Origin of the sequence: Streptomyces sp. NPDC056144 (assembly GCF_042264145.1) — a bacterium.
Classification (GTDB): domain Bacteria; phylum Actinomycetota; class Actinomycetes; order Streptomycetales; family Streptomycetaceae; genus Streptomyces.
Map to the genome: position 1 here is coordinate 395,782 of NZ_JBHJVF010000003.1, position 22,495 is coordinate 418,276.

General features: G+C 70.9%; 19 protein-coding genes. 12 read left to right on the forward strand and 7 right to left on the reverse strand.

What is annotated here, in order from left to right; translation table 11 throughout:
- The first annotated feature begins 108 nt into the window (after nt 1–108).
- The 4 genes from ACFC0Z_RS12680 (at nt 109) to ACFC0Z_RS12695 (ending at nt 5,243) form a co-directional block, all read left to right on the forward strand.
- The gene (locus ACFC0Z_RS12680; protein WP_376435960.1) at nt 109–453 is read left to right on the forward strand and encodes a DUF3817 domain-containing protein; all 345 of its coding nucleotides are present in this window, start codon (nt 109–111) and stop codon (nt 451–453) included.
- A 245-nt stretch (nt 454–698) separates the two neighbouring features.
- On the forward strand, nt 699–1,382 hold the full coding sequence (locus ACFC0Z_RS12685; RefSeq protein WP_376435962.1) for a TetR/AcrR family transcriptional regulator: 684 nt from the start codon (nt 699–701) through the stop codon (nt 1,380–1,382).
- Nucleotides 1,383–1,472: 90 nt separating this feature from the next.
- Complete coding sequence (locus ACFC0Z_RS12690; RefSeq protein ID WP_376435965.1) at nt 1,473–3,278, forward strand: glycosyltransferase family 2 protein; 1,806 nt, start codon at nt 1,473–1,475, stop codon at nt 3,276–3,278.
- 3 nt (nt 3,279–3,281) lie between these two features.
- Nucleotides 3,282–5,243, forward strand: coding sequence for a galactose oxidase-like domain-containing protein (locus tag ACFC0Z_RS12695; RefSeq protein ID WP_376435968.1), 1,962 nt, complete (start codon nt 3,282–3,284; stop codon nt 5,241–5,243).
- Between the two features lie 29 nt (nt 5,244–5,272).
- On the opposite strand, the gene ACFC0Z_RS12700 is transcribed toward ACFC0Z_RS12695, so the two are convergent.
- Together ACFC0Z_RS12700 and ACFC0Z_RS12705 are read right to left on the reverse strand one after the other, a co-directional pair.
- Nucleotides 5,273–6,298, reverse strand: coding sequence for a glycoside hydrolase family 6 protein (locus ACFC0Z_RS12700; RefSeq protein WP_376435970.1), 1,026 nt, complete (start codon nt 6,296–6,298; stop codon nt 5,273–5,275).
- Between the two features lie 58 nt (nt 6,299–6,356).
- Complete coding sequence (locus ACFC0Z_RS12705; protein ID WP_376435973.1) at nt 6,357–7,349, reverse strand: DUF5937 family protein; 993 nt, start codon at nt 7,347–7,349, stop codon at nt 6,357–6,359.
- A gap of 71 nt (nt 7,350–7,420) precedes the next feature.
- Between ACFC0Z_RS12705 and ACFC0Z_RS12710 the strand changes: the two genes are divergently transcribed.
- From ACFC0Z_RS12710 to ACFC0Z_RS12725, 4 genes are all read left to right on the forward strand, one after another.
- Nucleotides 7,421–8,698 carry an MFS transporter gene (locus tag ACFC0Z_RS12710; protein ID WP_376435976.1) on the forward strand — a complete coding sequence of 426 codons (1,278 nt, stop codon included), beginning with the start codon at nt 7,421–7,423 and terminating at the stop codon, nt 8,696–8,698.
- 9 nt (nt 8,699–8,707) lie between these two features.
- Complete coding sequence (locus ACFC0Z_RS12715) at nt 8,708–9,217, forward strand: MarR family winged helix-turn-helix transcriptional regulator (RefSeq protein ID WP_376435979.1); 510 nt, start codon at nt 8,708–8,710, stop codon at nt 9,215–9,217.
- 43 nt (nt 9,218–9,260) lie between these two features.
- A complete protein-coding gene (locus ACFC0Z_RS12720; protein ID WP_376435981.1) occupies nt 9,261–9,590 on the forward strand; it encodes a DUF3817 domain-containing protein in 330 nt (109 codons plus the stop codon).
- A gap of 75 nt (nt 9,591–9,665) precedes the next feature.
- Nucleotides 9,666–11,366 (forward strand): methylmalonyl-CoA mutase, encoded by a 1,701-nt coding sequence (locus tag ACFC0Z_RS12725; RefSeq protein ID WP_376435983.1) that lies wholly within the window; start codon nt 9,666–9,668, stop codon nt 11,364–11,366.
- 63 nt (nt 11,367–11,429) lie between these two features.
- Here ACFC0Z_RS12725 and ACFC0Z_RS12730 read toward each other — a convergent pair whose 3' ends face one another.
- Nucleotides 11,430–11,849, reverse strand: coding sequence for a PPOX class F420-dependent oxidoreductase (locus ACFC0Z_RS12730; RefSeq protein ID WP_376435986.1), 420 nt, complete (start codon nt 11,847–11,849; stop codon nt 11,430–11,432).
- A 55-nt stretch (nt 11,850–11,904) separates the two neighbouring features.
- Nucleotides 11,905–12,534, reverse strand: a complete 630-nt coding sequence (locus ACFC0Z_RS12735) for a TetR/AcrR family transcriptional regulator (protein ID WP_376435989.1) — start codon at nt 12,532–12,534, stop codon at nt 11,905–11,907.
- Nucleotides 12,535–12,934: 400 nt separating this feature from the next.
- Here ACFC0Z_RS12735 and ACFC0Z_RS12740 point away from each other — a divergent pair, with 400 nt between their 5' ends.
- From ACFC0Z_RS12740 to ACFC0Z_RS12755, 4 genes are all read left to right on the forward strand, one after another.
- Nucleotides 12,935–13,900, forward strand: a complete 966-nt coding sequence (locus ACFC0Z_RS12740; protein WP_376435992.1) for a tetratricopeptide repeat protein — start codon at nt 12,935–12,937, stop codon at nt 13,898–13,900.
- Between the two features lie 611 nt (nt 13,901–14,511).
- Nucleotides 14,512–15,183, forward strand: a complete 672-nt coding sequence (locus ACFC0Z_RS12745; protein WP_376435994.1) for a DUF6230 family protein — start codon at nt 14,512–14,514, stop codon at nt 15,181–15,183.
- Nucleotides 15,184–15,289: 106 nt separating this feature from the next.
- On the forward strand, nt 15,290–15,832 hold the full coding sequence (locus ACFC0Z_RS12750; protein ID WP_376435997.1) for a DUF6114 domain-containing protein: 543 nt from the start codon (nt 15,290–15,292) through the stop codon (nt 15,830–15,832).
- Complete coding sequence (locus ACFC0Z_RS12755; RefSeq protein WP_376436675.1) at nt 15,822–17,258, forward strand: hypothetical protein; 1,437 nt, start codon at nt 15,822–15,824, stop codon at nt 17,256–17,258. Before ACFC0Z_RS12750 ends, ACFC0Z_RS12755 begins: the two co-directional genes overlap by 11 nt.
- Before the next feature lie 75 nt (nt 17,259–17,333).
- On the opposite strand, the gene pyk is transcribed toward ACFC0Z_RS12755, so the two are convergent.
- The 3 genes from pyk to pta form a co-directional block, all read right to left on the reverse strand.
- On the reverse strand, nt 17,334–18,764 hold the full coding sequence (gene pyk, locus ACFC0Z_RS12760) for a pyruvate kinase (RefSeq protein WP_376435999.1): 1,431 nt from the start codon (nt 18,762–18,764) through the stop codon (nt 17,334–17,336).
- A gap of 182 nt (nt 18,765–18,946) precedes the next feature.
- The gene (locus ACFC0Z_RS12765) at nt 18,947–20,161 is read right to left on the reverse strand and encodes an acetate kinase (RefSeq protein ID WP_376436002.1); all 1,215 of its coding nucleotides are present in this window, start codon (nt 20,159–20,161) and stop codon (nt 18,947–18,949) included.
- Complete coding sequence (gene pta / locus ACFC0Z_RS12770; RefSeq protein ID WP_376436004.1) at nt 20,158–22,239, reverse strand: phosphate acetyltransferase; 2,082 nt, start codon at nt 22,237–22,239, stop codon at nt 20,158–20,160. Before pta ends, ACFC0Z_RS12765 begins: the two co-directional genes overlap by 4 nt.
- Between the last annotated feature and the right edge of the window lie 256 nt (nt 22,240–22,495).

Below are 22,495 nucleotides of genomic sequence, written 5' to 3' on the forward strand. Positions count from 1 at the left end.
AGGAAGGTACTGGCCCCCCGCCTAAAGAGACAGCAAAGTCGGCGTGCACAATGGACGGGCCCCTCCTTGTGCATCCGTTCACAAGATCGAACGAAGGTGAACCCCTCCGTGGACCTCAAGACCGCTTCCTCGCTCCACCGGCTCCGGCTCGTCTCGGCTCCGGAGGCCATCTCCTTCCTCCTGCTGCTCGTCTGCTCCGTGCTCAAGCGCACGACGGACTTCAACGCGGTGCCGGTGATGGGCGCGATCCACGGCATCCTCTTCGTCCTGTACGTGCTCTTCTGGCTGGACGCCTGGAACCGCACCAAGTGGAGCTTCGGCACCGCCGCCCTCTACTTCGTCCTCTCGGTGCTGCCCTTCGGCGGCTTCTACGCCGAGCGGAAGCTGAAGGGCGAGGCCGCCCGGGCCGTCGCCGCCTCGCGCGACGCCGCGAAGGACTCCGTCAAGATCTGAGGCGCTCCCTCCCGTGAACCCCCGAACCCCCGGCTCCGTGTACGTCACGGGGGCGGGGGTTTCTTGATCGCCGATGGTTGAGCGACTGCTCAAAATGGGCTAACTTCCCTGGTGGGCAATGTTGAGCGGTCGCTCAAAATGCCGGATGGCCTGTCCGCCGTCGGTCTCGGTGTCTCCGCGGGGGAGCGCCACCGCTCCGGCGGCGGACGGGGCGTCCACCGCGCGCGGGCGTGAGGGGGTACGGCATGCGAGAGGACCTGACGGGCCGTAAGTCCGGTGCGCAGGAAGCCCGTAGCCAGGAGACCCGCGACAAGTTGCTTGACGGCGCCCTGCGTACGCTCGTCGAGCAGGGCATCGGCAAGGCGTCCGCCCGGGCCATCGCGAGCGCCGCGGGCGTCAACCAGGCCCTGGTCTTCTACCACTTCGGCACCGTCGACGAGCTCCTCGTCGCCGCCTGCCGGCGCGGCGCCGAGCTGCGCGTCGCCCGCCACCGCGAGCGGCTCGCGGGCATCGACAGCTTCTCCGAGCTGCTCGCCTTCGGGCGCGCGCTGCACGAGGAGGAGCGCGAGGCGGGCCACGTCGACTTCCTCGGCCAGCTGCTCGCGGGCGCGCAGGCGCACCCCCGGCTCGCCCGGCCCACGGCCGTCGGTCTCGACCTCTGGATCGCCGAGATCGAGCAGGTGATCGGCCGGGTCCTCGCCGGGACCCCGCTCGCCGAGTTCACCGACCCCGCCGGGCTCGCCCGCGCGGTCGCCGCCTCCTTCGTCGGGCTCGAACTGTACGAGGGCGTGGACCCCGGCGGGGCGGAGGCCGCCTTCGCCGCGCTCGAACAGCTCGGCGCCCTGATGGCGGCCGTCGAGGAGCTGAACCCGGTCGCCCGGAAGGCCTTCACGTACACACTGCGTCGACAGAGTGGTCGCGGTCGGTAAAAACGCTCGCTCGGACGACTCCAGTCGACACGCCGGTGTTTTGCCCTTTTTGTGGGGTTATCGACCCGTTCGACGACAGCTGGAGGCACCGTGCGGCCGGGAGGCTACGACTACGACACCTACAGCCGACTCGCCGGTCCCCTCACGGACCCGGACCCGGCGGCCGCGGCGTACACGGTGCAGTACCGAAGTCTGCTGTCGAAGGAGCCGCACCGAATACGAGCGGTCCTCCTGATGAGCCTCGCGCCGGTGCTCTCGGCGCTGCTCCTCGCCTATCTCGTCTGGCCCAGCCACTGGACCGTCCGCGAGGGCGGCGACGCCTGGCTCGTCCACCTCGACACCGTCATGCTCGTGTCGATCGGCCTCATCTGCTTCTTCATGCTGGTGAACGTCACGTCGATCGCCCACGCCACCATGGTCGCCCGCGACCCCGTACCGGTCCGCGCCGAGCCCGGCACCCGCGTCGCGTTCCTCACGACGTACGTCCCCGGCAAGGAGCCGCTCTCCATGGTCCGCGGCACCCTCGAAGGCGCCGTACGGATCCGCCACGACGGACCCCTCGACGTCTGGCTCCTCGACGAGGGCGACGCCCCCGAGGCGAAGGCCCTCTGCGCCGAACTCGGCGTACGCCACTTCACCCGGGCCGGCGTCCCCGAGTGGAACCGCAGGAAGGGCGCCCACAAGGCGAAGACCAAGCACGGCAACTACAACGCCTGGCTCGCCATGCACGGAGACGCCTACGACTTCTTCGCCTCCGTCGACACCGACCACGTCCCGCTCCCCAACTTCCTGGAGCGCATGCTCGGTTACTTCCGCGACCCGGACATCGCCTTCGTCGTCGGCCCCCAGGTGTACGGCAACTACGACAACCTCGTCACCAAGGCCGCCGAGTCGCAGCAGTTCCTCTTCCACGCCCTCATCCAGCGGGCCGGGAACCGCTACCGCGCCCCCATGTTCGTCGGCACCAACAACGTCGTCCGGATCGCCGCCCTGAAGCAGATCGGCGGCCTGTACGACTCCATCACCGAGGACATGGCCACCGGCTTCGAACTGCACCGCAGGAAGAACCCGCGCACCGGGCACTTCTGGCGTTCGGTCTACACCCCCGACGTCCTCGCCGTCGGCGAGGGCCCGGCCTCCTGGACGGACTTCTTCACCCAGCAGCTCCGCTGGTCCCGGGGCACGTACGAGACCATCCTCAAGCAGTTCTGGAAGGCCCCTTTCCGCACCCCTCCGGGCCGCTTCCTCAACTACACGCTGATGCTCGTCTACTACCCGATGACCGCCGTCAACTGGCTGCTCGGCGTGCTCAGTTGCGTCCTCTACCTGTGGCTCGGCGCCTCCGGCACCCAGGTCTCCACCTCGGTCTGGCTCATGATCTACAGCGACGCCGTCGCCCTCCAGATCGGGCTCTACCTCTGGAACCGGCGCCACAACGTCTCGCCCCACGAACCCGAGGGCTCCGGCGGCCTCGCCGGCATGGCGATGTCCGCGCTCTCCGCGCCCATCTACCTCAAGTCCCTCGGCTCGGCGTTCCTCCGCACCCGCGGCCGGTTCGTCGTCACCCCCAAGGGCGGCCAGGCCAGCCCCGACCGGGTCCTCACCTTCCGCATCCACCTCTACTGGGCGGTGGTCCTCGTCGCCTCGCTCGTGGCCTCCGTCCACTACGGCCACACCCACGCGGCCATGCGCACCTGGGCGTCCCTCGCCCTCGTCGTCGCCCTGGCCCCGGTCACCCTCTGGGCGTTCACGACCGTACGGGACAGGCGCCGCGCCTCCGCCGCCGCCTCGGCCGTGGCCGTGGCCGTCGACACCGCGCCCCAGACGACCCCCGTCACGGCGATCAGCCCCATCGCGCCCGCGACCCCCGCTCCCACGACGACCGGAGGGAACTGAGCCATGGCCTACCGGCCGTCGAAGAAGTTCAAGAAGACCCTGTTCGGCAGCGGGGCGGTCGTCGTCCTCGCGGCGCTCAACGCCCCCGCGGCCGTCTCGTTCGCCGAGGAGAAGTACCACGCCTACAAGATCGCCCAGCCCGAGTACAAGCGGCAGTTCGGCTCCTGGGAGGAGGTGAACGTCCCCGAGGAGTACCGGATCAACGCGATCCACGCGGCCCTCCTGCACACCGGCAAGGTGCTGCTCATCGCCGGCTCCGGCAACGACCAGAAGAACTTCGACGCCGGCACCTTCGAGTCCATCCTCTGGGACCCGGTGAAGAACACCTTCAAGAAGATCCCCACCCCCGAGGACTTCTTCTGCTCCGGACACACCCAACTCCCCGACGGGCGGCTGCTCGTGGCCGGCGGGACCGCCCGGTACGAGGTCCTCGGCGACGAGGTGGCGAAGGCGGGCGGCGGCATGCGGGTCAAGAACGAGAGCCCCGACAAGGCCGTCACCCTCAAGAAGGGCACCGTCTTCCGCTCGCCTTCCGGGGTCGAGTACGTCTCCAAGTTCGACGTGACCGTCCCCAAGGCGAAGCGCGAGTTCGAGATCTCGTACTTCAACAGCGGCCAGATGAAGCCGTGGAAGACGAAGGTCACCGCCGCCGAGTCCCGCGTCTTCGTCGAGGCGCGGAAGGCGGGCCCACAGGCCCTCACCACCGAGGCCGCGCAGTACGAGGTGGTCGGGCTCAAGGGCGACGACGCCGACAACGTCTACGGGCTCGCGCAGAAGCTCACCACCGAGAAGCAGGACTTCCAGGGCATCAAGGGGGCGTACGAGTTCGACCCCCGCGCCGAGAAGTACGTGCCCGTCGCCCCCATGCGGGACGCCCGCTGGTACCCGACCCTCCTCACCCTCCAGGACGGCAAGGTCCTCGCCGTCTCCGGACTCAACGACGTCGGCGACGTCGTCCCCGGCGACAACGAGTACTACGACCCCGAGACGAAGAAGTGGACCAAGGGCCCCTTCCGCTACTTCCCCACCTACCCCTCCCTCTTCCTCACCCAGGGCGGGAAGGTCCTCTACACCGGCTCCAACGCGGGCTACGGCCCCGCCGAGAAGGGCCGCGAACCGGGCCTCTGGGACCTGAAGAAGAACACCTTCACCAAGCTCGGCGGCCTCACCGCCCCCGACCAGCTGGAGACCTCCTCCTCCGTCATGCTGCCGCCCGTCCAGAGCCAGAAGATCATGGTCCTCGGCGGCGGCGGGGTCGGAGAGTCCCCGAAGTCCACCGCCCGTACGTCGATCGTCGACGTCTCCCAGGACAGCCCCGTCTTCAAGGAGGGCCCGGCGCTCCCGCAGGGCACCCGCTACCTCAGCAGCGTCCTGCTGCCCGACGACACCGTCTTCACCACCGGGGGATCGGAGCAGTACCGGGGCCGCAGCGGCAGCGACATCCTCAAGGCGCAGTTCTACGACCCGAAGACCAACGCCTTCACCGAGGCCGCCGAACCCACCGTCGGCCGCAACTACCACTCCGAGGCGCTGCTGCTGCCCGACGGGCGGGTGGCCACCTTCGGCTCCGACCCGCTCTTCGGCGACAAGGACAACACCAAGCTCGGCGACTTCGAGCAGCGCGTCGAGGTCTTCACCCCGCCCTACCTCCACAGGGCGGGCGCCGACCGGCCCGTCCTCGGCGAGGGCTCGCCGGAGCTCGACCAGAACGGCCGCGCCACCTTCAAGACGAAGGACGCCGGGCGGATCGCGGAGGCGCGGCTCATGCGGCCCAGCGCGGTCACGCACACGACGGACGTCGAACAGCGGTCCGTGAAGCTCGACCTGACGAAGGGCCAGGACGGCATGACGGTCACCGTCGACGTACCGGAGGACCGGACACTCGTGCCGCCGGGCTGGTACATGCTCTTCGTGACGGACGCCGACGGCATCCCGTCGGAGGCGAAGTGGATCCAGGTGTCGTGAAGGCCCCTGCCTGACGTCCCCGTCCCCGGCTAGGACTTCGCCCTGCGGGCAAGGCCCAGGGCGTAGTCCGGCCACCAGGTGCCGGCCGCCGGGCCGCCCCGGCACTGGCCGTCCGAGTCGCCCGGCCGCTTGATCCACAGATAGGCGTCGACCAGCTCGTCCCCGGTCCGGTCCGTCGGCGGTACGCCGAGGGCCCGGCCCGGCGGATTGCACCAGGCCTCCGCCCGGTCACCCGGGAGGGGGCCGTCGCCGTTCCGGCTGGTGTCCACGGTGAAGTGGGTGCCGCCGAGCAGGCCCGAGAGCGTGGAGCCGAAGCCCCGGACGGCCTCGTTCGTCTGGAAGTTGGACACGTTCAGCGAGAAGCCGTCCGCGCGGGCGATCCCCGCCCGGCGCAGCGGCTCCACCAGCTTGCCCGGGTCGTTGATCCACGCCGGGTTGCCCGCGTCGAGGTAGACCCGGGTGCGGGGCTGCCGCTTCAGCCGCTCGACCGCCTCGGTCAGCAGCTGGTAGCGCTCGTCGTGGTACTGGCCGGGGGTGCAGCCGTCCACGATGTGCGGCACCGCGTCCGGTTCGAGGACGACGATCGCGGAGGCGTCGCCGATCGCCGAGGCGAAGGCGTCGACCCAGGCGCGGTAGGCCTGGCCGTCGTGCGAACCGCCCGCCGAGTACATGCCGCAGTCGCGGTGCGGGATGTTGTACGCGACGAAGACCGCCGTCCTGCCCTCGGCGGCGGCGCCGCTCACCGCGCGCGTCACCTCCGGGACCGGGTTGTCCCCGGCCGGCCAGTCCGCGACCGGCTGCTCGGCGATCCGCTTCAGGATCCGGGCGTCCTCGGCCCTGCCCTGGGCCTCGTACTGCCGGACCTGCTTCGCCGCGTCGCTCTCCGGGTCGACCCAGAAGGGCGAGCCGGCGGAGGGCGGCGGGGCCTCGCCGGCGGAGGAGGGCGGGCCGACCGGGGTCCGCCCGGCGGGCTCGTCGTCGCCGCCGCACCCGCTCAGGAGCAGCGCGGAGGCGAGGGCGCAGGCGATCGCGGTGGTGACGGTACGGCGGGACATCCGGCCCCCAGAGTCGGGTACGGGACGGTCGGTCGGCGGCGTCATCGTGACATAACGGTCACATCGCGTCCGGCTGCGACACCGCGATGCCCAGCGGAGTGCGCTCGTACAGCACCTGATGGCCGTAGCGCCGGGACGTCAGGAGCCCCGCGTCGCGCAGTACGGAGAGGTGCGCGGAGACGGAGGAGGGCGCCTTGCCGAGCCGGTGCGCGAGCGCGGTCGTCCCCATCGGCTCCTCCAGGGCGCAGAGCACGTCCGCCCGCACCGGCCCCAGCAGCCGCGCGAGGACCTCCGGGGTCCGGCCCCCGGCCTCCGACCACAGCCCGCCGATGCCCCGGGCGGGGTACACGACGGTCGGCTGCCACGGCGGATCGAAGCCGCTCACGACGTCGGGCCAGGTGAACACGGAGGGCATGAGGACCAGCCCCTGCCCGTCGAGGGGCCGGATGTGCTCGCCCTTGTAGTCGACGGTGAGGGTCGCGGTGGGGGCGTCCCAGGAGAACGCCGGATGCAGCTCCCCGAGGAGCCGTTCGAGCCCGCCCTCGGCGAGCCGCCGCGAGTGGTAGGCCACGTCCGCCTCCAGGAGGGCGCGGAGCCGGGGCCAGTCGGGCGCGATGAGCGCCTCGTACGCGAGCCGGAGCAGCTCGGCGAGCCGCCCCACCGCCCCGGCGGGATCCGCGAGCAGCCGCCGGCCCTCGGGCGTCTCCGCCGCGCCGGGGGTGTCGGCGAGCGCCCGCGTGAAGTCGTCGTGGACGAGCGCCGGGTCCGTCTCCCGTACGGCCGCGATCTCGTCCTCGAAGGAGGCGGCGGGCCCGAGGGGCGGGGGATAGAGGAAGTCCGGACTGTGCCCGTTCATCGGCATGAGCAGGTGCAGCGGCCCGAGATCGAGCTCCCGGGCGGCGCCCGCGATCCGCCGCATCCACGGCAGGTGGTACGCCTGTTGCCGGGGCCGCGCGAGCACGCGGACGGCGGAGTGCGTCTCCCAGAGCGGCGAGATCGCGAACCGGATCCGCAGCGGGTCGGCTTCGCCGAAGTGCAGGTGGTACGGCACCGCTGGGCCTCCATGATTCGCCTGGAGCCGAAAGTCTAGGCCCGCCCCGGACCCCCCGGCACCCTGCTCGCATGCCCACGAACGACACCGGGACGCCACCCCAGGCGCCCGCGCCCGCCGCTGCCCACGAGCGCCCGCCCCGTCCCGGATACCTCGCCGTCTTCGCCGTCCGGGAGTTCCGGGTCGTGTTCGTGGCGCATCTGTTCTCGCTGCTCGGCGTGGTCGTCAGCGAGCTCGCGCTCACCGTGCTCGTCTACGACCTCACCCGGTCGCCGCTGCTCTCCTCGCTCACCTTCGCCCTCGGGTTCCTGCCCTACCTGGTCGGCGGGACCCTGCTCGCCGGGCTCACCGACCGGCTTCCGCCCCGGCGGATCCTCGTCGTCTGCGACCTCTTCTGCGCCGCCTGCGTCGCCGTCATGGTCGCGCCCGTCGCCCCGGTCGCCCTGCTGCTCGTCCTGCGGTGCGCCATCGCCCTCGTCTCGCCCGTCTTCCAGGGCACCCGCATGGCGACGCTCGCCGACATCCTGGGGGAGGGGGACCTCTTCGTCCTCGGGCGGTCGCTGCTGCGGATCGTCTCGCAGAGCGCGCTGCTCACCGGGTTCGCGGTGGGAGGCGTGCTGCTGACCGTCGTCCCGCCGCGCGGCGCCCTCGCCGTCACCGCCGTCACGTTCCTCCTCTCCGCGCTGCTGCTGCGGTTCGGGACCGTCCGGCGCCCCGCGCGGGCCGCCGGGGAGCGGCAGGGGCTCGCCGGGACCTGGGCCGTGCTGCGGAACCGCCGTGTCCGCGCGCTCATGCTGATGTTCTGGGTGCCGCCGCTCTTCGCCGTCGTCCCCGAGGCCCTCGCCGCCCCGTACGCCGACGAGATCGGCGTCTCCACCGCCGCCCTCGGCCTCCTCATGTGCGCGCTGCCCGTCGGGACCATCACGGGCGAGCTGCTCGCCGGATCGTTCCTCTCCGCCGCCGCGCGCTCCCGGATCGTGCTGCCGCTCGCCGTGACCGGCGTGCTGCCGTACCTCCTCTACGCCCCCGCGCCCGGCCTCGCCCTCGCGGCCCTCGCGCTCTTCCTGGCGGGCGCCACCGGCGCGTACACCCTCGGTCTCGACGCCTGGTTCGTCGACGCCGTCCCCGAGGAGCAGCGGGGGAGGGCCATGACCCTCATGTCGGCGGGCATGATGACCGTCCAGGGCGTCGGCATGGCGGGGGCCGGGCTCGCCGCCGAGTTCGCCCCCGCGCACACCGTCGTCGCGGGGACGGGAGTCGTCGGCACCCTGTGCCTGCTCGCCGCCGCGGCCGAGCTGCGCGCGACCGAAAGGCGAGACAGGGCTGACCGGCATGTGACCTGTCGGTAAGGTCGACGCGTGCCGAAGCCGCTCAGTCTCCCCTTCGACCCCATCGCACGCGCCGACGAACTCTGGCAGAAGCGCTGGGGCCCGGTCCCCTCCATGGCCGCGATCACCTCGATCATGCGCGCCCACCAGATCCTCCTCGCGGAGGTCGACGCGGTCGTCAAGCCGTACGGGCTGACCTTCGCGCGGTACGAGGCCCTGGTCCTGCTGACCTTCTCGAAGGCCGGCGAGCTGCCGATGTCCAAGATCGGCGAGCGGCTCATGGTCCACCCGACCTCCGTCACGAACACGGTCGACCGGCTGGTGAAGTCGGGCCTCGTCGACAAGCGGCCCAACCCCAACGACGGCCGCGGCACCCTCGCCTCCATCACGGAGAAGGGGCGCGAGGTCGTCGAGTCCGCGACCCGGGACCTGATGGGGATGGAGTTCGGGCTCGGGGTGTACGACGCCGAGGAGTGCGCGGAGATCTTCGCGATGCTCCGCCCGCTGCGGGTGGCGGCGGACGACTTCGACGAGGGGTGACCCCCGCGAAGATCGCCCCGAACCGTCCCTTACGCTCGATGGCATGAAAGAGACTGTGCTGACCCGCTACCGGGTCATGGCCTACATCACCGCGATCTGGCTCCTCGTCTTCACCGGCGCGATCGTCGCCAAGTACGTGTTCGAGGTCGGCGACACCATGCTGATCTCCCAGATCCACGGTGTGCTCTTCATCATCTACGTCCTCTTCGCCTTCGACCTGGGCTCCAAGATGAAGTGGCCGTTCGGCAGGCTGCTCTGGGTCCTGGCCGCCGGCTGCATCCCCTTCGCCTCGTTCTTCGTCGAGCCGAAGGTGACCCGCGAGGCGCGCGCGCTGATCGCGGGCACGGCGGCCCCGGCGCCCGTCAAGGTCTGACCGGCCCCCACCCCCGCACGTATGTGCGGGGGTTTGCCATCGACATTTACTAGGACGTCCTAGTAAATTCGAAGCATGGACGCTGACGCCATCGAGGAAGGCCGCCGTCGCTGGCAGGCCCGTTACGACAAGGCCCGCAAGCGGGACGCGGACTTCACCACGCTCTCCGGTGACCCGGTCGAGCCGGTCTACGGGCCCCGGCCCGGCGACACCTACGAGGGGTTCGAGCGCATCGGCTGGCCGGGCGAGTACCCCTTCACCCGAGGGCTCCACCCGACCGGCTACCGCGGCCGGACCTGGACCATCCGCCAGTTCGCCGGCTTCGGCAACGCCGAGCAGACCAACGAGCGCTACAAGATGATCCTGGCCGCCGGCGGCGGCGGCCTCTCCGTCGCCTTCGACATGCCCACCCTCATGGGCCGCGACTCCGACGACCCCCGCGCGCTCGGCGAGGTCGGCCACTGCGGTGTCGCCATCGACTCCGCCGCCGACATGGAGGTCCTCTTCAAGGACATCCCGCTCGGCGACGTCACCACCTCCATGACGATTTCGGGCCCCGCCGTCCCCGTCTTCTGCATGTACCTGGTCGCGGCCGAGCGCCAGGGCGTCGACCCGGGCATCCTCAACGGCACGCTCCAGACCGACATCTTCAAGGAGTACATCGCGCAGAAGGAGTGGCTCTTCGAGCCCGAGCCCCACCTGCGCCTCATCGGCGACCTCATGGAGCACTGCGCGGCGAGCATCCCCGCGTACAAGCCGCTCTCCGTCTCCGGCTACCACATCCGCGAGGCCGGGGCGACGGCCGCGCAGGAGCTCGCGTACACCCTCGCCGACGGCTTCGGCTACGTCGAGCTCGGCCTCAGCCGCGGCCTCGACGTCGACGTCTTCGCCCCCGGCCTCTCCTTCTTCTTCGACGCCCACCTCGACTTCTTCGAGGAGATCGCGAAGTTCCGCGCCGCCCGCCGCATCTGGGCCCGCTGGATGAAGGAGGTCTACGGCGCCAAGACCGACAAGGCGCAGTGGCTCCGCTTCCACACCCAGACCGCCGGTGTCTCCCTCACCGCCCAGCAGCCGTACAACAACGTCGTACGGACCGCGGTCGAGGCCCTCTCCGCCGTCCTCGGCGGCACCAACTCCCTCCACACCAACGCCCTCGACGAGACCCTCGCGCTCCCCAGCGAGCAGGCCGCCGAGATCGCGCTGCGCACCCAGCAGGTGCTGATGGAGGAGACCGGCGTCGCCAACGTCGCCGACCCGCTGGGCGGCTCCTGGTACGTCGAGCAGCTCACCGACCGCATCGAGGCCGACGCCGAGAAGATCTTCGACCAGATCAAGGAGCGCGGCCGCCGCGCCCACCCGGACGGCCAGCACCCCATCGGGCCGATCACCTCCGGCATCCTGCGCGGCATCGAGGACGGCTGGTTCACCGGCGAGATCGCCGAGTCCGCCTTCGTGTACCAGCGGTCCCTGGAGAAGGGCGACAAGCGGGTCGTCGGCGTCAACGTCCACCACGGCTCCGTCACCGGCGACCTGGAGATCCTCCGCGTCAGCCACGAGGTCGAGTGGGAGCAGGTCCGCGTCCTCGGCGAGCGCAAGGAGCGCCGCGACGACGCCAAGGTCAGGGCCGCCCTCGACGCCATGCTGGCGGCGGCCCGCGACGGCTCGAACATGATCGCGCCGATGCTCGACGCGGTCCGCGCCGAGGCCACGCTGGGCGAGATCTGCGGCGTGCTCCGCGACGAGTGGGGCGTGTACGTGGAGCCCCCGGGCTTCTGATGTTCCCCGTGTGAAAGGGGCGGTACGGGAATCCCGTACCGCCCCTCGCGCGTGTCCCGGCCGTTACTTGGCCGCCGTGCCGAGCACCTTCGCCGGGGTGATCCGCACGACCACCCGCACCTCCTCCGGCGGCAGCTCCAGGTACTCCTTTCCGGCGCCCTCGCCCTCGTACTTCTCGGCGAGCGCGACGGCGACCGCCCGGCCGGCGTCCTCGGTGACCGTCGCCGTGCCCCGTATCTCCGCGTAGCGGAACTCGGCGCTGCCGTCGTGGACGGTGAGGCTGACGCGGGCGTCGGCGCGGATGTTCTTGATCTTGCGGCGGCCGTCCTGGCTGGAGATCAGGACGTCGTCGCCGTCGCGGCCGACCCACACCACCGAGGTCTGCGGGGAGCCGTCGGGCTGGATCGTGGCCAGGACGGCCGGGTTGGGGGCGTCGAGCAGGGCGCGGACGGAGTCCGTGAGGTGAGTCGTCACGGTCGCCACCGTAGGGGCTGACGGGCCCCGGCCGCCTCGGACTTTCGGCCCCGGTCCGCCGTCCTCAGCCCAGGCTCGCCACCGCGCCCAGGCCGCCCACCAGGAGGGCCGAGAGGCGGCCCGCCCATGCGCCGTCGACCGGCTCCGCGCTCACCAGGGCGCGGTGCAGGACCGCGCCCGCGATCACGTCGAAGATCAGGTCGTCGGTGGCGTCCACGACGACCGGGTCGCGGTCCGAGGGCAGCTCGCCGCGCTGCTGGGCCCGCCGGCGGCCCGCGAGGACGAGCCGCTTCTGCCGGTCGACGATCGAGGCGCGTATCCGCTCGCGGAGCGGCTCGTCGCGGGTCGACTCGGCGACCACCGCCATCAGGGCCGTCTTGGTCTCCGGGCGCTGCAGGAGCGCCGCGAACTGGATGACGACGTGCTCGATGTCCGCCTGGAGGGAACCGAGGTCGGGCAGATCGAGTTCGTCGAAGAGGACGGCGACGGCGTCCACCACGAGCTCGTTCTTGTTGGCCCAGCGGCGGTAGAGGGTCGTCTTCGCCACCCCGGCGCGGCCGGCGACGTCCCCCATCGTGAGCTTGGACCAGCCGAGGTCGACCAGGGCGGCCCGGGTCGCCTCCAGGATGGCGGTGTCGGCCTCGGTGGAGCGTGGCCGTCCGGTGCGGCCGGTGGGGGGCTTGCTGCTGCACATGGACGTCGACCATACCCGTCGGTAGGTAGGGCGCCAGAGGTGCGGGATGTGAGGCAGTTCACCGTACGGATCGGGGCCCGGCCCCTCCCGGAGGCTCCCTCCGGAGAGTTACGCTACGACCTGTAGCGAAAGGCAATGAGCGGCCTGAGCGACAACCACATGTGCCGGGTGGGGACCCGGCGGGCCATCGGGTGGGGATCCGATGACCACACGCACGACATGCACCACATGCATCACATGCACGACATGCACCACGCATGACGAAGACAGTCAGGGACCGTGTCGTCCGTGCGTCTCGCAATCACCGGCGGGAGGCGCGCGGACGGCACGGTTCAGCCATGACGTACGCGGTTCGGCCACCGCGTGACGGTGACGCGCGCGGAAGGGGGAGGATGTAGGCATGCAGCCCCGAAACATGTCCATGAGCGGCGTCGTCGACCTCGCCGCGGTGAAGGCGGCCGGAGAGGCCAAGGCCAAGGCGGAGCAGGTCCGTGCCGAGGCAGCCCGGCAGGGTGGCTCCGCCGCCGTGTCCCCGTCCGCCCTGGTGATCGACGTCGACGAGGCCGGCTTCGAGCGCGATGTCATCCAGCGCTCCGCCGAGGTCCCGGTCGTCCTCGACTTCTGGGCCGAGTGGTGCGAGCCGTGCAAGCAGCTCGGCCCCCTCCTGGAGCGGCTCGCCGTCGAGTACAACGGCCGCGTCCTCCTCGCGAAGATCGACGTCGACGCCAACCAGATGCTGATGCAGCAGTTCGGCATCCAGGGAATTCCGGCCGTTTTCGCGGTGGTCGCCGGTCAGGCGCTGCCCCTCTTCCAGGGCGCGGTCCCCGAGGCCCAGATCCGGGAGACCCTCGACCAGCTGATCCAGATCGGCGAGGAGCGCTTCGGCCTCACGGGCATCCGGGTGGACGCGGACGCCGAGGGCGCCGCCCCGTCCGAGCGCCCCGTCGGCCCGTACGACGCGCTGCTGGAAGCGGCCATGGTCGCGCTCGACGCCGGTGACCTGGCCGGCGCCGTCCAGGCGTACAAGAACGTGCTCGCCGACGACCCCGGCCACCCCGAGGCCAAGCTCGGTCTCGCGCAGGCCGAGCTGCTCCAGCGGGTGCAGGACCTCGACCCCGGCGCCGTCCGCAAGAACGCGGCGGACAACCCGGCCGACGTCACGGCGCAGATCGCCGCCGCCGACCTCGACCTCGTCGGCGGTCACGTCCAGGACGCCTTCGGCCGGCTCGTCGAGACCGTGCGCCGCACGGCCGGCGAGGACCGGGACGCGGCGCGGCTGCGGCTCCTGGAGCTCTTCGAGGTGATCGGCGCCGACGACCCGCGCGTGACGGCGGCCCGGCAGGCGCTCGCCCGGGTGCTCTTCTGATCTGCTCCTGACAGTTTCCCGACAGCCACACAGAGTGCCGAAGCGCCTGACGATTTGGCGACACGGCGACACGCGGCGGCCGCGCTTTACCAAAACTTGGTAATCGCGGCCGCTGTTACTTGCAGTAAATGACTGGGCGCCTTTTGCCCGTGTTTTTCACTCCTTCGGCCGACATTCCGGCTCACTTCCGTCCACCCTGTGTGGCCGTCCGGAGTCGCCCCGCCACGAGCTCGTCACCGACGCGTTACTAGCGAGTAATGAACCCCTTGTGCGAGGGCCGGGAATGGACCACGATCGGCGACGCTCGGTCCTCACCGCATCACCCCGGCAACCAACCGGGTCGCGGCGGGGGTCCCCACCGGGCGAGGCCGGCGCTCTTGGCACCGGCCGTGGACAGGGGGGTTCCCGATCTCACCGAACGGGGCCTGTCCAATCCGGTCACGCGCAAAGCGTGGCTCATGGTTGTCGCTCGGGAGTGATCGCCGGTGATTCGGACGTGCATAGCGCCGCCTGACGCCCCGGCGGTGCCCTTCCCGAGGACGTAGCTCTTCTCCCATCCCGAACGGGCCCAGGCCCGCGCGGATGTGTACGTCCGAGAAGGAGGAATTCTCATGAAGTCCCAGGTTCGTGGCGGGACCAGGTGGAAGCGGTTCGCGGTCGTCATGGTTCCGAGCGTGGCCGCCACGGCCGCGATCGGCGTCGGCCTCGCCCAGGGTGCTCTCGCCGCGTCTTTCAGCATCTCCGGCCAGCAGTTCAAGGTGAAGGCCGACCGCCTCGTCGGTAACGACTTCGTCCAGTACGGCAGCGTGGACGGGGGCACGGACCTCGAAGGCAAGCCCTTCGCCGAGCCGGTCGCCGTCTCGGGCTTCTCCGAGGCCTGGATCACGAACATGTGCCAGTCGGTCGTCACGCCGAAGGTGCCGTTCATCGGTGAGTCCGTCACGCTCCGCCTCGAGGCGGGCAACGGCGGCACGCCGGTCTACGCGAAGGGCATCTACCTCGATGTCGCCGAGCTGAAGACCGACGCCGAGTTCACCGACATGGACCTCGGTATCGCCGTCGGCAAGCTCAACACGGGCCCCGACGGCAAGCCGGTCGCCGGCAAGCCGGGCATCCAGCCCAACACCCAGGCGAACCCGTACGGCTTCGGTCAGCGTGCCAAGACCGCGGTCCTGAACGACGTCCGCCAGAAGGCGTGGGCCACCACGGCCGCGACCTTCAAGCTCCCCAACCTGAGCCTCTCCCTGCACCGGGGCGAGTCGGCGGAGTGCTACAAGGGCTGATTCCGGTCCGGAGGGTGGGGGCCGTCCCGTACGGCCCCACCCGCTCCGGGCGCCCGCACCACCTTCACCACTCTTCTCAGCAACACCGCTTCCAGGGAGCTGTTTCATGAGCGCCGAGATCCCCGCCTCCCACGGAGTCCCCAAGCAGGACAACCGGTTCAAGGTCTGGCGGCAGACCCGGCCCTTCTGGGCGGGACTCCTCACCATGCTCGGTGGCGTACCGATCGCCTACCTTCCGTACGGGGACCTGCGGCTCGGTAACGCCACGCTCGCCATGCAGACGACCGCCGGCGCCGGAGCGCTGATCATCGGCGTCCTGCTCATCACCCTCGGCTTCACGATGTGGTTCCAGCCCATCGTCCGGGTGTTCGCGGGCATCGCGACGATCATCCTGGGGCTCGTCTCCATCCCGGTGTCGAACTTCGGCGGTCTCGTCATCGGATTCCTGCTCTCCCTGATCGGCGGCGGCATGTCCGTGGCCTGGGCGCCCGCGCCGCCGGTGGAGGAAACGCCCGACGACGCCGACGGCCTCGACGGCGCTTTCGACACCGACGACGCTCTCGACGGCATCTCCGAGCACCCCGAGGCGGAGCACCACGCGACCGAATCGACGATCGACGCCAATGGCGGGAGGAACAGTGCGGGGTGACGAGACGCAGTCTGCGCTCGGGAAGACGGGCCCGCGGCACGCGGCCCCGCGCAAGTCGCTGCTGAACATGATCCAGGGCCCCGCGGGCAAGGCCATGGCGCTGGCCGCCATGCCGACCGCGGTGTTCGTGGGCATGGGCCTCACGCCCAAGCTCGCCCTCGCCGACGAGAAGGACATCCCCTTCGCGCCCGGCCCCTGCGTGACCCGCTCCGACGAGCCGACCCCCGAGGCGACGGCGACCGCGACGGCGACGCCGGAGAACACGGCGAAGCCGACCGAGAGCGCGAAGCCCACGGAGAGCGCCAAGCCTGACGAGAGCGCCAAGCCGGAGGCCACTCCCTCCGGGACGGCGACCGCGACCGCGTCCGCCTCCCCGTCCGCCACGGCCTCCGCGAGTACGGCTCCGAGCGCCACCGCGACCCCCGCGCCGACCGCGACGGGCGAGACCGCCACGCAGCGCACGGGCGGTGCCCAGGCGGTGGACGACGCCGAGGCGCCCGCGCCGACGGCGACGCCGACGAGCACCCCCTCGCCGACGAAGTCGACGAACCCGCTCGACCCGCTGGGCGTCGGCGACGCGCTCCGCGACCTCTTCGACGGACCCGACCCGAAGCCGACGGCCACCGCGACCACCGCGGCCGCGCCGACGACCGAGGCCCCGGCGGCCGACCGCGTCGAGGCGGCGGCGGACGACGAGACCGCCGCGCCGACGACCGCGCCGAGCGCCACCGCGCCCGCCACGGCCGAGCCGGAGCCGACCGCCACGGCCACCACGACGGCGAAGCCGAAGGCGACCGAGGACGCCTCCACCAAGGCCGCCAAGGACGCCATCAAGAAGGCGGCCGCCGAGGCCGGTGCGAAGGTCGAGGAACTCCCCGAGAGCGCCAAGGGTCTCGACGCGAAGCCGGACGAGTCCATACCCGACGGCGCCAAGCCGCGCTTCCCGTGCCCCGAGCCCGACCCCGAGGCGCTCGCGGCGGCCGACCTGGAGCCCGGCATCCCGCTGCTCCCGGACGACCCGTGGCGGCTGGAGAGCTCGCTGCTCACGCTGAGCGGTCTGAAGTACCACGGCATCGTCGAGGTGAAGACCGGCAGCGGCAAGATCAAGAAGGTCCTGAAGTTCACCGCGACCTCGATCGACATCAAGGACCTGCACCAGCTGACGGTCCACTCCGAGGGCTACACGGGACACGTCCGCTCCAACAGGGGCTCGACGTCGACCATCCGCAACGGCACGGTGACCATGTACACGGAGGAGCTGAAGGGCAACCTCTTCGGCATCATCCCGATCACCTTCGCGCCGGAGTCCCCGCCGCCGCTGGACGTCCCCTTCGCGTTCTTCAGCAACGTGAAGCTCAAGCAGGCCGGCCAGTTCGGCGGCACGCTCAAGGTGCCGGGCCTCCGCAACACCATCGAGCCCAGCTGACACCTTCGTACAGCACACGAGAAAGCCCCCGTCCGCACCGGACGGGGGCTTCCTCGTACGTCACGAGCGACGAGGTCAGTCGCGCTCTCCGCCACCGAGGTGGTGGACGCGGACCATGTTCGTCGTGCCGGGGACGCCGGGGGGCGAGCCGGCCGTGATGACCATGGTGTCACCGGCGTTGTAGCGCTGGAGCTTGAGGAGCTCCGCGTCGACCAGGTCGACCATCGCGTCGGTGTTGTCCACGTGCGGGACCACGTGGGACTCGACGCCCCAGCTCAGGGTGAGCTGGTTGCGGGTGTTCGCGTCCGTCGTGAAGGCCAGGATCGGCTGCTGCGCCCGGTAGCGGGACAGGCGGCGGGCCGTGTCGCCGGACTGGGTGAAGGCGACGAGCGCCTTGCCGCCCAGGAAGTCGGCGATCTCGCAGGCCGCGCGGGCGACCGAACCGCCCTGCGTGCGCGGCTTCTTGCCCGGGACGAGGGGCTGGAGGCCCTTGGAGAGGAGCTCCTCCTCGGCCGCGGCGACGATCTTCGACATCGTCTTGACGGTCTCGATCGGGTAGGCGCCGACGGAGGACTCGGCCGACAGCATGACCGCGTCCGCGCCGTCCAGGATCGCGTTGGCGACGTCGCTCGCCTCGGCGCGGGTCGGACGGGAGTTGGTGATCATCGACTCCATCATCTGGGTGGCGACGATGACCGGCTTGGCGTTGCGGCGGCAGAGCTCCACGAGGCGCTTCTGCACCATCGGGACCTTCTCCAGCGGGTACTCCACGGCGAGGTCGCCGCGGGCCACCATGACGGCGTCGAAGGCGTCGACGACGGCGGCCATGTTCTCGACGGCCTGCGGCTTCTCGACCTTGGCGATGACGGGGACCCGGCGGCCCTCCTCGTCCATCACCTTGTGGACGTCCTTGACGTCGTTGGCGTCGCGGACGAACGACAGGGCGACCATGTCGCAGCCCATGCGGAGCGCGAAGCGGAGGTCGTCGACGTCCTTCTCGGACAGGGCGGGGACGTTGACGGCCGCGCCGGGCAGGTTGATGCCCTTGTGGTCGGAGACGACTCCGCCCTCGACGACGATCGTCTTGACCCGGGGGCCGTCGACCTCGACGACGCGGAGCTCGACGTTGCCGTCGTTGATGAGGACCTGGTCGCCCTTGGAGACGTCGCCGGGCAGGCCCTTGTAGGTCGTGCCGCAGATCGACTTGTCGCCGGGGACGTCCTCGGTGGTGATGGTGAACTCGTCACCGCGCACCAGCTCGACGGGGCCTTCGGCGAAGGTCTCCAGGCGGATCTTCGGGCCCTGGAGGTCGGCGAGGACGCCGACGGCGTGCCCGGTGTCCGCGGAGACCTGCCGGACGCGGTCGTACCGCTCCTGGTGTTCTGCCTGGGAGCCGTGGCTGAAATTGAATCGGGCCACGTTCATACCGGCCTCGATGAGAGCCTTCAGCTGCTCATACGAGTCGACGGCGGGGCCCAGCGTGCAGACGATTTTGGAACGGCGCATAAGGCGGATCCTATCGGTTTGTTTCTCTGCGGAATATTCCGACTGGCGGAAAGTACAAATGGGCGTGGGGGTGCTCAAGCGTTCACTCGTTCGAGCTCAACTGGCGCGAAATGAGCGCCGGATGGAGGCTCGATGGGTGCTCGGCGGGTGCCCGATCAGCGCCCGATGAGCGGGTATCGCCGTTAATGCGGACCCTGGACCAGGGCGAAGCTCTGCCGCGCGATCTCCAGCTCCTCGTCCGTCGGCACCACGGCCACCGCCACCCGCGCGTAGTTCGGCGAGATGATCCGGGCCTCGTCGGAACGGACCGCGTTGAGGTCCGCGTCGACGGCGAGGCCCAGCTCCTCCAGGCCCGCGATGGCAGCCTCGCGCACCGGGGCCGCGTTCTCGCCGACCCCCGCCGTGAACGCCACCGCGTCCACCCGGCCGAGCACCGCGTAGTACGCGCCGATGTACTTCTTCAGGCGGTGCACGTAGATCTCGAAGGCGAGCGTGGCCGCCGGGTCGCCCTCGTCGACGCGACGGCGGATCTCCCGCATGTCGTTGTCGCCGCACAGCCCGACCAGACCGGACTTCTTGTTCAGGAGGATGTCGATGTCGTCCGCCGACATCCCCGCCACCCGCTTGAGGTGGAAGGTGACCGCCGGGTCGATGTCGCCCGAGCGGGTGCCCATGACCAGGCCCTCCAGGGGCGTCAGGCCCATCGAGGTGTCCACGCACCGGCCGCCCGCCACGGCCGAGGCGGAGGCCCCGTTGCCCAGGTGCAGCACGATCACGTTCACCTCCTCGGGCGCCTTCCCGAGGAGCTTCGCCGTCTCGCGCGACACGTACGCGTGGGAGGTGCCGTGGAACCCGTACCGGCGGATGCGGTGCTCGTCCGCGGTCGCGACGTCGATCGCGTACCGCGCCGCCGACTCCGGCATCGTCGTGTGGAAGGCCGTGTCGAAGACTGCGACCTGCGGGAGGTCGGGGCGCAGCGCCATCGCCGTACGGATGCCGGTGAGGTTCGCCGGGTTGTGCAGCGGCGCCACCGGCACGAGCCGCTCGATCTCCGCGAGCACCTCGTCGTCGACGACCGTCGGCGCGGTGAACCGCATCCCGCCGTGCACGACCCGGTGGCCGATCACGGCCAGTTCGGGGGAGTCCAGGCCCAGGCCGTCCGCCGCCAGTTCCTCGGCGACCGCCTTGAGCGCCGCCGCGTGGTCGGGGATCGGGCCGGTCGTCTCGCGCTTCGCGCCGCCACCGCCCTGGAGCGGGGTGTGCACGAGCCGCGAGGTCTCCTCGCCGATCCGCTCCACCAGGCCCTGGGCCAGACGGCTGCCGTCCGCCATGTCGATCAGCTGGTACTTCACCGACGAGGAACCGGAGTTGAGGACCAGTACGCGGGTGGGGGTCATGCCGGGATCTCCTGGGCCTGGGACTGGATCGCCGTGATGGCGACCGTGTTGACGATGTCGCTGACGAGGGCGCCGCGCGAGAGGTCGTTGACCGGCTTGCGCAGGCCCTGGAGGACCGGCCCGACGGCCACGGCGCCGGCCGAGCGCTGCACGGCCTTGTAGGTGTTGTTGCCGGTGTTGAGGTCGGGGAAGATCAGGACGCTCGCCTGGCCCGCGACCTCGGAGTCCGGCAGCTTCGTCGCCGCGACGGAGGGCTCGACGGCCGCGTCGTACTGGATCGGGCCCTCGATCCGCAGCTCGGGATGGGCCTCGCGGACCAGCTTCGTCGCCTCGCGGACCTTGTCGACGTCGGCGCCGGAACCCGAGGTGCCGGTGGAGTACGAGAGCATCGCGATCCGCGGCTCGACGCCGAACTGCGCGGCGGTGGCGGCCGACTGGGCGGCGATGTCCGCGAGCTGCTCCGCGTTCGGGTCCGGGTTGACCGCGCAGTCGCCGTACACGAGGACCTTGTCGGCGAGGCACATGAAGAAGACCGAGGAGACGATCGAGGCGTCCGGCTTCGTCTTGATGATCTCGAAGGCGGGCCGGATCGTCGCGGCCGTGGAGTGCACGGAGCCCGAGACCATGCCGTCGGCCAGGCCCTCCTGGACCATCAGGGTGCCGAAGTAGTTCACGTCCGAGACGACGTCGTACGCGAGCTCGACGGTGACGCCCTTGTGGGCGCGCAGCTTCGCGTACTTCTCCGCGAACGCGTCGCGCAGCTCCGAGGTCTGCGGGTCGATCAGCTGCGTGTCGGCGAGGTCCACGCTCAGGTCCGCGGCCTTCTTGCGGATCGTCTCGACGTCGCCGAGGAGCGTCAGGTCGCAGACGTCACGGCGGATCAGGACGTCGGCGGCGCGCAGGACGCGGTCCTCGGTGCCCTCGGGGAGCACCACGCGGCGGCGGTCGGCGCGGGCCTGTTCGAGCAGCTCGTGCTCGAACATCATCGGCGTGACGCGGCCGCTGCGGGCGACGGAGACCCGCTTGAGGAGGTCGGCGGTGTCGACGTGCCGCTCGAAGAGGCCGAGGGCGGTCTCCGCCTTGCGGGGGGTGGCCGCGTTCAGCTTCCCTTCGAGGGCGAAGAGCTCGGAGGCGGTGGTGAAGCTGTTGTCCGGGACGGAGATGACCGGGGTGCCGGGCGCGAGCCGGGCCGCGAGGGTCAGGATCTCGTCGCTGGGCCGCTCGTTGAGCGTCAGGAGCACTCCGGCGATCGGCGGGGTGCCGGCCGAGTGCGCGGCGAGCGCGCCGACGACCAGGTCCGCGCGGTCCCCGGGGGTGACGACCAGGCAGCCGGGCGTCAGGGCGTTGAGGAAGTTCGGCAGCATCGCGCCGCCGAAGACGAAGTCGAGGGCGTCGCGCGCGAGCCCCGCGTCGTCGCCGAGGACGACCTTCGCGCCGAGCGCGTGGGTGATCTGGGCGACCGTGGGCGCGGCGAGCGCCGGCTCGTCCGGCAGGACGTAACAGGGCACGGGCAGGCGGGCGGAGAGCCGCTCGGCGATGATCTCCCGGTCCTCGGCGGCGACCCGGTTGACGATCATCGCGAGGACGTCGCAGCCGAGGCCGTCGTACGCCCGGAAGGCGTTGCGCGCCTCGGCCCGTACGGACTCCGAGGGCTGGCCCTTGCCGCCGACCACGGGGATGACGGAGGCACCGAACTCGTTCGCCAGGCGGGCGTTGAGGGCGAGCTCGTCGGGGAGCTGCGTGGCGGAGAAGTCGGTGCCGAGGACGAGGACGACCTCGTACTCCCGGGCGACCGTGTGGAAGCGGTCGACGATCTCGGAGACGAGGGCGTCGGTGCCTCTCTCGGCCTGGAGGTCCGAGGCCTCGTGGTAGTCCATGCCGTAGACCGTCGAGGGGTCCTGGGTGAGCCGGTAGCGGGACCGCAGGAGGTCGAACAGGCGGTCGGGTCCGTCGTGGACCAGCGGGCGGAACACCCCCACGCGGTCCACCTGGCGGGTGAGGAGCTCCATGACTCCCAGCTCGACGACCTGGCGGCCGTCACCGCGGTCGATCCCGGTCACGTACACGCTGCGCGTCACGCCGTGGTCTCCTGTCCAGTCCTGCGGAAACGGGGTGGTCCTCGCCGTCAACCGAGGGCATCCGAAAAGCCCCGATAGGACGGCATTACCCCCTTGACAGTACCCCCGGCGAGGGGTAAATCGCCCGCCGGACGAAGGCCCCGGAGCGGCGGGACCAAAGACCCTCGAAATGTCGCGGAGAGTGACGCGCGGCGGGGCGACGAGCGGCCCCGCCCGGCGAGGCGTGTGAGAATTGCCGTGGCTCATAACGGACCGC

Excerpts from the sequence above, each read along its gene's own strand:
- ACFC0Z_RS12740 (WP_376435992.1), top strand. The coding sequence starts at position 12,935 with ATGCAGCCCCGAAACATGTCCATGAGCGGCGTCGTCGACCTCGCCGCG.
- ACFC0Z_RS12720 (WP_376435981.1), top strand. The coding sequence starts at position 9,261 with ATGAAAGAGACTGTGCTGACCCGCTACCGGGTCATGGCCTACATCACC.
- ACFC0Z_RS12725 (WP_376435983.1), top strand. The coding sequence starts at position 9,666 with ATGGACGCTGACGCCATCGAGGAAGGCCGCCGTCGCTGGCAGGCCCGT.
- ACFC0Z_RS12695 (WP_376435968.1), top strand. The coding sequence starts at position 3,282 with ATGGCCTACCGGCCGTCGAAGAAGTTCAAGAAGACCCTGTTCGGCAGC.
- ACFC0Z_RS12750 (WP_376435997.1), top strand. The coding sequence starts at position 15,290 with ATGAGCGCCGAGATCCCCGCCTCCCACGGAGTCCCCAAGCAGGACAAC.
- ACFC0Z_RS12685 (WP_376435962.1), top strand. The coding sequence starts at position 699 with ATGCGAGAGGACCTGACGGGCCGTAAGTCCGGTGCGCAGGAAGCCCGT.
- ACFC0Z_RS12710 (WP_376435976.1), top strand. The coding sequence starts at position 7,421 with ATGCCCACGAACGACACCGGGACGCCACCCCAGGCGCCCGCGCCCGCC.
- ACFC0Z_RS12745 (WP_376435994.1), top strand. The coding sequence starts at position 14,512 with ATGAAGTCCCAGGTTCGTGGCGGGACCAGGTGGAAGCGGTTCGCGGTC.
- ACFC0Z_RS12735 (WP_376435989.1), bottom strand. The coding sequence starts at position 12,534 with ATGTGCAGCAGCAAGCCCCCCACCGGCCGCACCGGACGGCCACGCTCC.
- ACFC0Z_RS12700 (WP_376435970.1), bottom strand. The coding sequence starts at position 6,298 with ATGTCCCGCCGTACCGTCACCACCGCGATCGCCTGCGCCCTCGCCTCC.
- ACFC0Z_RS12765 (WP_376436002.1), bottom strand. The coding sequence starts at position 20,161 with ATGACCCCCACCCGCGTACTGGTCCTCAACTCCGGTTCCTCGTCGGTG.
- pyk (WP_376435999.1), bottom strand. The coding sequence starts at position 18,764 with ATGCGCCGTTCCAAAATCGTCTGCACGCTGGGCCCCGCCGTCGACTCG.